13 protein-coding genes are annotated in these 7,241 nt (G+C 70.9%); all 13 read right to left on the reverse strand.

Translation table 11 applies throughout. The annotated features are described in order from the left end of the window. Nucleotides 1-674 precede the first annotated feature (674 nt). Nucleotides 675-1,022, reverse strand: a complete 348-nt coding sequence (locus AIIKEEIJ_RS32400; protein ID WP_161995631.1) for a hypothetical protein — start codon at nucleotides 1,020-1,022, stop codon at nucleotides 675-677. A 170-nt stretch (nucleotides 1,023-1,192) separates the two neighbouring features. After that, entirely contained in the window at nucleotides 1,193-1,351 is a 159-nt protein-coding gene (locus AIIKEEIJ_RS32405) for a hypothetical protein (protein WP_161995632.1), read from the reverse strand. Further along, nucleotides 1,348-1,539 carry a hypothetical protein gene (locus AIIKEEIJ_RS32410; protein ID WP_161995633.1) on the reverse strand — a complete coding sequence of 64 codons (192 nt, stop codon included), beginning with the start codon at nucleotides 1,537-1,539 and terminating at the stop codon, nucleotides 1,348-1,350. The genes AIIKEEIJ_RS32405 and AIIKEEIJ_RS32410 overlap by 4 nt, the downstream gene beginning before the upstream one ends. 26 nt (nucleotides 1,540-1,565) lie before the next feature. After that, nucleotides 1,566-2,324, reverse strand: coding sequence for a recombinase family protein (locus tag AIIKEEIJ_RS32415; RefSeq protein ID WP_338020936.1), 759 nt, complete (start codon nucleotides 2,322-2,324; stop codon nucleotides 1,566-1,568). A 206-nt stretch (nucleotides 2,325-2,530) separates the two neighbouring features. Continuing rightward, nucleotides 2,531-2,746, reverse strand: a complete 216-nt coding sequence (locus tag AIIKEEIJ_RS32420; RefSeq protein WP_161995634.1) for a hypothetical protein — start codon at nucleotides 2,744-2,746, stop codon at nucleotides 2,531-2,533. Next, nucleotides 2,743-3,354, reverse strand: a complete 612-nt coding sequence (locus AIIKEEIJ_RS32425; RefSeq protein WP_161995635.1) for a hypothetical protein — start codon at nucleotides 3,352-3,354, stop codon at nucleotides 2,743-2,745. Before AIIKEEIJ_RS32425 ends, AIIKEEIJ_RS32420 begins: the two co-directional genes overlap by 4 nt. Next, nucleotides 3,347-3,598, reverse strand: a complete 252-nt coding sequence (locus AIIKEEIJ_RS32430; RefSeq protein ID WP_161995636.1) for a hypothetical protein — start codon at nucleotides 3,596-3,598, stop codon at nucleotides 3,347-3,349. The genes AIIKEEIJ_RS32425 and AIIKEEIJ_RS32430 overlap by 8 nt, the downstream gene beginning before the upstream one ends. Beyond that, on the reverse strand, nucleotides 3,595-4,140 hold the full coding sequence (locus AIIKEEIJ_RS32435) for a hypothetical protein (RefSeq protein WP_161995637.1): 546 nt from the start codon (nucleotides 4,138-4,140) through the stop codon (nucleotides 3,595-3,597). The genes AIIKEEIJ_RS32430 and AIIKEEIJ_RS32435 overlap by 4 nt, the downstream gene beginning before the upstream one ends. Further along, the gene (locus AIIKEEIJ_RS32440) at nucleotides 4,137-4,349 is read right to left on the reverse strand and encodes a hypothetical protein (protein WP_161995638.1); all 213 of its coding nucleotides are present in this window, start codon (nucleotides 4,347-4,349) and stop codon (nucleotides 4,137-4,139) included. The genes AIIKEEIJ_RS32435 and AIIKEEIJ_RS32440 overlap by 4 nt, the downstream gene beginning before the upstream one ends. Next, nucleotides 4,346-4,561: a hypothetical protein gene (locus AIIKEEIJ_RS32445; RefSeq protein ID WP_161995639.1), complete on the reverse strand. Its 216-nt coding sequence runs from the start codon at nucleotides 4,559-4,561 to the stop codon at nucleotides 4,346-4,348. The genes AIIKEEIJ_RS32440 and AIIKEEIJ_RS32445 overlap by 4 nt, the downstream gene beginning before the upstream one ends. After that, the gene (locus tag AIIKEEIJ_RS32450; protein ID WP_161995640.1) at nucleotides 4,558-4,761 is read right to left on the reverse strand and encodes a helix-turn-helix domain-containing protein; all 204 of its coding nucleotides are present in this window, start codon (nucleotides 4,759-4,761) and stop codon (nucleotides 4,558-4,560) included. The genes AIIKEEIJ_RS32445 and AIIKEEIJ_RS32450 overlap by 4 nt, the downstream gene beginning before the upstream one ends. 255 nt (nucleotides 4,762-5,016) lie before the next feature. Next, nucleotides 5,017-6,021 (reverse strand): hypothetical protein, encoded by a 1,005-nt coding sequence (locus AIIKEEIJ_RS32455; RefSeq protein WP_161997262.1) that lies wholly within the window; start codon nucleotides 6,019-6,021, stop codon nucleotides 5,017-5,019. Between the two features lie 395 nt (nucleotides 6,022-6,416). Beyond that, on the reverse strand, nucleotides 6,417-6,950 hold the full coding sequence (locus AIIKEEIJ_RS32460; RefSeq protein WP_161995630.1) for a hypothetical protein: 534 nt from the start codon (nucleotides 6,948-6,950) through the stop codon (nucleotides 6,417-6,419). Nucleotides 6,951-7,241: the final 291 nt, after the last annotated feature.

Consider the following 7,241-nt stretch of genomic DNA (forward strand, 5'->3'; position numbering starts at 1 on the left):
ATTTTGGGGCGTGTAGAACACTTCCGAGCACTCCTCACAGCACATCTTGCGTGACACACGGAGGTTCGCGCGTACCCGGCAGGCCCGTAAGGGGCCCTATACGGCCCGTAGACGGATCTAACCCGCTCAGGCAAGGTTGATACCGGATCAGACTGTGACAAAAGCCCTGTGTGTTGCCGCTTTTTGAGCAAGAAGGCTATTTTGGGATATAGAAAAGCGCCGGGGCCCGTTGATCAGACGGACACCCGACGCCGCTCTAGTTCCCGCCTACAGGAACCACAGGTGATCGCTCAGCCATTGAGCGAGATCGAGAAAGGCTCTGGAGACGTTCCAGATGGTGGCACCCATCCGGACGTAATCCAGGGTCTTTCGCTTTTTGGGCGACTCGACCATGTCCCTGCTCACCTCCTGACCCGGGGATACGGCCCCGTACGGAGGCCGCATATCCGGCGGATCGGTGCCCCGAGGGACCGAAACCAGCAGGAAGCTTGGTTCAACGTTACAACGAGGTGCCCGACAGATCGCTGCGACGCGAAACCGGTTTACGCGATTTACGAATGAAACCGCAGGTCAGAGGGCGGTGTCCTGCGCGTCGCGCAGACGGAAATTGTGCGCCCTCGGCAGGTTCTTCCGGAGGTCTTCCAGATGTCCGACAGCCTCGGAGATCTACTCTGCTAAGGCTTCCCGGCGGCGTTCGGCCACAGCCGGCGGGCGTCCTGCTCGACGGCCCGCATCCGTTCCGTGGCGACGGTGAACGCGGTCAAAGCGTCCTCGAGGCCGGACAGAATGCGCAGCAGCGCCGCCTTCGTCGCCTCCGGCCCGAGGGGCCGCTCATCGTCGCCGAACAGCTGCACCGTGCTTGGGTCCAGATCCCCGTACCGGTCCCGGATGGATCCGGCGAGCAGCACGCTGCTGTCGGCGGCGTCCAGCAGTGTCTTGCACAGCATCGCGCCGCGGGTCGCGGAGTCGGGCTTGAAGTCGAGGCCGGCGAGGGGGTCGTCAGGTTCGGAGGGCGTGGTCATGCCCCTGATCGTGCCCGCTCAGCGCCCGTGCAGGACCGCGGACACGCCCGGGCAGGGATGAGGTCACCCCGGGGTGCCCGGGGTCCGGAAAACGGACGCTGTACGGGCCGTACAGACGCGAACACCCCCGGCCCGGGGTGAGGGGCTCGGGGGCGCCGGCAACGGGTCGCCTAGAAGTCGAGGTTCGGCGCCTGCCGCAGCGCCTCCTGCAGCGCATCCACCAGGGCGTGCGCCGTGTCCACGTCGAGCACGTGCCGGGTGCCGTACACCTCGATGCCGATGTGCTCCCGACTGAGGGCGGCGGCAGACACGTCGTGCGGGCCGCTCATGCGCGCCCCTCGAAGTACTCGCTCCACCCGGCGAGCCAGGCGCTTTCATACGCTGCGGCGTCGATCTCCCCCGGGGGCAGGGCGAACCACACCGGCCCGTCCTCGGCGCTCGAGGCGTCCCCGGTGTGCTCGCGGTCGACGGCGGCCGCGTACCCCGCGGCGTGCCCCCGCTCGTATGTGCTGCTCATGGCGTGTTCCTTCCGGTAGGGGTGCGTCAGGCGAGGCGGCTGTTCAGGTCGGCGAACATCTCCGCCGCAAGCTCGTGGGCGCGCTGGCAGTCCAGGGCGCGCTGCACCTGCGGCGCGTGCCACGTCGCCTTACCGGCGCCGGTGGGGATGCCGTCGCGCATGAGACCTGCGGCGATCGTGCGCAAGCTCATCCCGGCCGCAGCTTCGGTGATGATGCGGCGCAGCACCTCGTCCGGCACCTGCGTGGGCCTGCCCAGCTGCACGCCCTGCGCCTTTTTCACCGCCAGCGCCTCGCGGGTGCGCTGTCCGATCAAACGGCGCTCGAGCTGCGAGAACACCATGAGCATGCCTGCCTGTGCCTCCCCGGCGGGGGTAGTCATGTCCGCGGCCAGGTCGAGCGTCATGACCTGCCAGCCTTCGACCCGGGCGGTGTCGACCAGCACCGCGGCGTGGTGCACCGATCGGGAGAGTCGGTCGAGCTTGGCCGCGATGAGGATCGCGGCCTCCTTGCTGCGCACTGCGGCGAGTGCGGCGCGCAGGCCGGGCCGCTTGGACGGGGCCAGGCCGCCGGACACCCCGGCGTCTTCGTACCAGCCGACGATGGTCAGCCCGCGGCGCTGCGCTTCGGCTTCGATTGCGGCGCGCTGCGCTCCGAGGCCGAGGCCGGATTCGGCCTGCTCGGCGGTGGACACGCGCAGGTAGGCGACGGCGGTGCCGGCGGGCGCGGTGGCGGGGGTACGGCTGCGGCGGCCGGGGATTGCGGTGTTGCGGCGGGGTGCGGTCACGAGCAGCACTGTAACACTAACGCCCGACACCGTTACAACCCGTAACTGCCCGCTCCTGCCCGCGAGCCCCGGGCACTCGGGAAATGCAGAACACCCCCCGGGGTTCAGTACCTCGGGGGGTGTTCTGGTGCGCCGGGCCGATGACACGTGCCACCCCCACGGCCCGGCGCGGCCGCGGGCGACCTGCTCAAGCACCCGCGGCAGTCTCAGGAGGCGCCGGCGGCCGCATCCTCGATCGCCGACCGGTGCGCCCGCAGCCGCGCCACTAGGGAGGCGAGCACCCGTTCAGCCTTGCGGGTGTCGCCGTCCTCCACCGCCACCCACGCCTGTACGACGTCGGCGAGGGTGTCCTCGAGCACCTGCCACGCGGGGTGCACCTCGAGGCGGTCGAGCAACTGCGGCGTCCAGGCCGGGGCGCTCACGCGGCCTGCGGGCCGTCGAGGTCGCGCAGCACGTGCGGCCACGAGTCCCGGGCGGGGCCGCCCTCGAGCTGCACGCCGCAATCGACCTGCGCGAGCAGGATGGACAGCCAGCCGCGGGGGGTCTCCTCGCCCCACGGTTCGCCGTCGACGACGACCGCCCCGACCGTGCCCCCGTGGCCGATCACCACGTGGTTCTTGCGGTCGATCTCCGGGCCCCATGCCTTCGGGTTGACGCCCCATTCGCCAGCGGGCACCTTCGCGTCGAGGAGGCCGCGGATCGCCTGGTCACGGGCGGCGCCGTACTCGGCGAGGTGCTCGTTCATGCGCTGGATGGCGGCCTTGGCCTGCGCGAACGCTGCGGCGGCCTTGCCGAGCTCGACGGACTCGCGCCGCAGGGCGATTGCGTCCCGCTTCGCCTTCTCCCGGCGCTCGTATGCGGCGGCCAGGGCTGCGGCTTCGGCGCGGCGGGCGCGGCCGGTGTCGGCCAGCTGCTCGACCTCGAGGGCGGCGCGGGCTGCGGCGAGCTCGGCCGGGGCGACGGTCTCACCTGCGAGGATGCGCTCCTCGAGGGCGGCGAGACGCTGAGCGGCGGAACGGGTTTCAGGCATTGCGGGTGCTCCTTGCGATTGCGGTACGTGCGATCAGTGCGCCGACGGTGGGAAGGCCGTGCTCATCGACGGCGTCGGGGTCGTAGCGGCCTGCGCGGCGGTCACGGCGGGTCTGGATCAGGGCCGCGACACTCGGGCCGGTGTCCTGCGGCGGCGCGTCGGGCGCTTCCTCAGCGGGGGCCGGCGCCGTGGCCGGGGGCAGGCGGAACCCTGAAAGCCCAGGGTGCGGGGCGTTTTCTGTCATGCGGGGTAGTCCTCAATGTCGGAGAAGGTGGGCAGGCCGACGCAGGCGGGGTCGGCGCCGGGCGGAACCGCGGACAGGCCGACCTGCCGGGCGTCCACGACGCTGCCGCGGATCGCGCCCATCAGTTCGGTGAGCGCGGCGCGGGTCTCGATCTCGGATTCGGCGAGTTCGTCGAGCTCCGGCTCGAGGCGCAGCACCTTGTCCGTGCCGATCGCGGCGACGGTGGCGAGGTGCCGGCCTTCGATGCGTTCGTCCCGCAGGGCCTGGATCAGCTGGTGCACGGCGAGGGCGGTGACGGCGTGCCAGCCGTCCGCGAGGCGGGCGCGGCGGGTAGCGGCGTCCATCTGCGCGGCCGCGGTGGCCTGCACCGGGGCGCGGTCGAAGCTGACACCTGCGAGTTCGGCGGCGCGGGTGACGGTGCCTGCGGCGCAGCCGAGACGGCGGGCGATCTCGTTGCGGCCGAGACCTTCGGCGTGGAGCTTGCGGACGGCCTCGGTGAGCAGCTGTGCCCGGGACGTCTTTTTTGGGGCCTGACCAGTCACGCGGCGGCTCGATTCGTGGCCTTGCGGAGGGCCCGGATGGCGGGGATGTGCTCGCCGGGCCAGTCGTTGCGGGGCCGCCCGTGGAGGCGCTGGATCGCCTGGGCGAAGCATCCGAGGCAGGCGGTGCGGCGGGCGCCGGTGGTGGTGCGGCTGTAGGCGCTGGGAGGCAGGTCGTGGCCACAGGTGGTGCAGGTGTGCCGGTCGGTCATGGGGTGCCCTCCTTGGGGGCGTCTTCCCTGGTCAGGGTTGCGATGCGGCCGATCACGACGTCGAGGGCGGCGGCGATGTCGGTGGTGGTGGCGGTGCCGTCGGCGATGTCGTCGCGGAGTGCGGCAATGGCCTGATCAGCGAGGGTGTGCAGCTGCTCGAGGAGGCGGTGCCGGCGGGCGGTGGCGGCGACGGTGCCGGGATGCGGGCTCATCGAGCCTGCGTGTCGACCACGCGGCTGTCCATCCATTCGCGCAGGTCGGCGACGGCGTAGCGGATGGTGCGGCCGTTGACGATCCGGTAGCGGGGGCCGCGCTGTTCGCTGCGGAGGCGTTCGAGGGTGTAGGCGCTGAACCCGGTGATGCGGGCGGCCTCGGCGGCGCTCACGTATTCGGGGGGTGCTGGTGTGTTCATGCCGGTGAATACTGGCAGGTTTCGTGTTGGCTGAATATGCAGAGTTACTGCGGCGCAACATGTTTCGGTCTACAGGGGGTGCGGCGCGGGTGCGGCGTTCGCATACGGCGTGTGCGGCGCGGGGTGCGGCACCGGCAGGAATCGGCCCTGTAGACGCCCGTGTGCGCCCCTGCCTGGAGGGGGTACCGCGGGGCTCCGGGCAGGGGCAAGCGTGCTCGTGCGGAACGAACAGCCGGGATTGTGTCGGGCCGCGCGTTAGGCGGCGCTACGCCACTTCGCGGCGAGCTTCGCGGCGACAGTACCGGCGTCGTGTCCGGCGGCGTGGAATCCCGCGAGGAAGACGCCCCACTCCGGGGTGTCCAGGGCTTCCGGGTCGTACCCTTCGGCGCGCAGGGCGTCATCGAAGGCGCGAAGCCATTGCAGGGCGGACGTATCCCTATGTGCCACCGATTCGGTGTCAGCCTCGGACGTATCCCTATGTGCCACGGTGCCGACTTCCGGATCCTGCGCGGGCGGCGCGGCGTCGGCTGTCTTGGCGGCGAGGGTGTCTTGGCGTTCGCTTCTCTCTTCCGGTTGGCACATAGGGGTACTTCCCCCGTTTATATGTGCCACGACCTCCACGGGCGGCAGACCATAGATCGCCGCCCTCCCCTTCCCCGGCTCCCCCCGCTTCCCCGCGGAGTACTTCACCAGCATCCCGCGCTCCGTCAGCTTGCCCAGCACCCTCGCCGCCCTGCGGTGCGGCATGCGCGCGCTCTCGGCCACGTCGCGGCCCGGGCAGGCGACGCGCAGCATCCCGCGTCGCTCGGTCTCGCTGATGACGTAGGTCATGACGGCGATCTCGTCGGCGCTGAGGTTGTCGGTGCGGGCATCGAGGCGGTCGGCCCAGGCGTAGGCGAGTTCGACGGCGTCGTCGGCGATCTCTTCGCGGGTGCGCATGCCGACGTTGTTCGCGTTGGCGACACCGGTTTCCCAGGCTTTGCGGAGCTGCCTGTATGCGGTGGGCATGGAGGCGGTGCGGCCGTCGCGGCGGGTCATGAGCTGCGCCCACAGGCGGCTGTTGACGTTGGCGATGGCGTCGACGTACTGGGCTTCGGTCCAGCCGCGGCGGTGCGCGGACATGGCAATGCTGACGCACTTCGCGTAGACCTTGCGCGCGTCGCGGGTGGTTACGCCGTCGCGGATGGTGTCGACTGCCCAGCCGGGCAGGGCGCGGTCGAGGGCCGGGGCGGGTTCCGGTGCCGGGGCGATGTCTGACAAGGGGGCTCCTTGTGTCGGGCGGCGCCCCACAAGGCCCACGCGCCACAGGCCGGAGAAACGCGGTCCCTTGCAGGGGTAACCGCGCGCGACCCTGTAGACTCACATCCCAGAGCAGCGGGATGTGTGGACGCTTGCGAGAGCGACGCATCTTCTTTTGTCAGGGACCCCCGGGGTGGTAGCCGGGGGTTCACTGCTTTTCAGGGGTAAGCGCAGGTGGTAGGGGCACCCCGGAACCGCAGTAACACCGCAGCCTACTGCCCCGCGCCGCCGTATCCGGGGCACCGCGCCGCACCCCGCCGGCCCCCGACCGTTTCCCGAGCATGCGGCGCTGCAACTACCGGTCGCCTAGGTGACCGGTACTTCCTCGGACTGCACAATTTCTGTGCAGTCGCAGGTCAGACGCCGAACCTGCCTGCGATGCGCTCGAGCAGCCCCCGCCGCTGCTGCTGCTCCACCGGTGCCGGGACAGGGGCCGGGACGGTAGGCGCCGGGACACGATCACTGCGGCCTGCCTCGAGCGCCGCCACCGTGCGCCGCAGGTCCCCAATCTGCTCGGCCCGTTCCCGGGCGATCGCCTCCGCCGCGGCCCGCTGTAGGCGCTCCCGCTCCGTCTCCCTCTGCTGCTCGACGAGCGCGGCCTCAAGCTCCCGCACCCGGGCCGCCAGCTGGTCAGCCGCGCTCACCTGCTCGGCATCCGCCCGGGCATGGCCGGGGCCAGGGTCGGGCGGGCTGGGCCTGTCCGGGGTGAACCCCGCAGCGAGCAGGCCCTCGAGCGGGATGCTCCACCCTTCCGGGGTGTGCTCGGCGCCGGGGATCCGGCCGGCGGCCAGGGCGCGTTGGATGGTGCTGCGGGAGACGGCGCAGCGGCGTGCGGCTTCGGCGGCCGACCACCGAGGCCGGCCCCCGTTGTCGGTGCTGGGGGAACTCATGGCCCTGATCCTGCCGGGTCGCCGTTCGGCAGGGATGACGGACACGCACTGCGTAGATTCCGCACCCCGCTCCGCACCGCTGGACGTCGCTGTGCGGCGCTGGACACCGCCCCTGGGCGTTTAGAACCCTTCGAAACCCAAGTTTGGGGTGTCCAGGTGGGCCGATTTTGGGGCGTGTAGAACACTTCCGAGCACTCCTCACAGCACATCTTGCGTGACACACGGAGGTTCGCGCGTACCCGGCAGGCCCGTAAGGGGCCCTATACGGCCCGTAGACGGATCTAACCCGCT

Source organism: Rhodococcus sp. YH1, from assembly GCF_009939605.1.
GTDB classification, from domain to species: Bacteria; Actinomycetota; Actinomycetes; order Mycobacteriales; family Mycobacteriaceae; genus Rhodococcus; species Rhodococcus aetherivorans.

Coding starts and splice junctions, on each gene's coding strand:
- AIIKEEIJ_RS32400 (WP_161995631.1), bottom strand. CDS start 1,022: ATGACCACGCCCTCCGAACCTGACGACCCCCTCGCCGGCCTCGACTTC.
- AIIKEEIJ_RS32405 (WP_161995632.1), bottom strand. CDS start 1,351: ATGAGCGGCCCGCACGACGTGTCTGCCGCCGCCCTCAGTCGGGAGCAC.
- AIIKEEIJ_RS32410 (WP_161995633.1), bottom strand. CDS start 1,539: ATGAGCAGCACATACGAGCGGGGGCACGCCGCGGGGTACGCGGCCGCC.
- AIIKEEIJ_RS32425 (WP_161995635.1), bottom strand. CDS start 3,354: ATGCCTGAAACCCGTTCCGCCGCTCAGCGTCTCGCCGCCCTCGAGGAG.
- AIIKEEIJ_RS32430 (WP_161995636.1), bottom strand. CDS start 3,598: ATGACAGAAAACGCCCCGCACCCTGGGCTTTCAGGGTTCCGCCTGCCC.
- AIIKEEIJ_RS32440 (WP_161995638.1), bottom strand. CDS start 4,349: ATGACCGACCGGCACACCTGCACCACCTGTGGCCACGACCTGCCTCCC.
- AIIKEEIJ_RS32445 (WP_161995639.1), bottom strand. CDS start 4,561: ATGAGCCCGCATCCCGGCACCGTCGCCGCCACCGCCCGCCGGCACCGC.
- AIIKEEIJ_RS32450 (WP_161995640.1), bottom strand. CDS start 4,761: ATGAACACACCAGCACCCCCCGAATACGTGAGCGCCGCCGAGGCCGCC.
- AIIKEEIJ_RS32460 (WP_161995630.1), bottom strand. CDS start 6,950: ATGAGTTCCCCCAGCACCGACAACGGGGGCCGGCCTCGGTGGTCGGCC.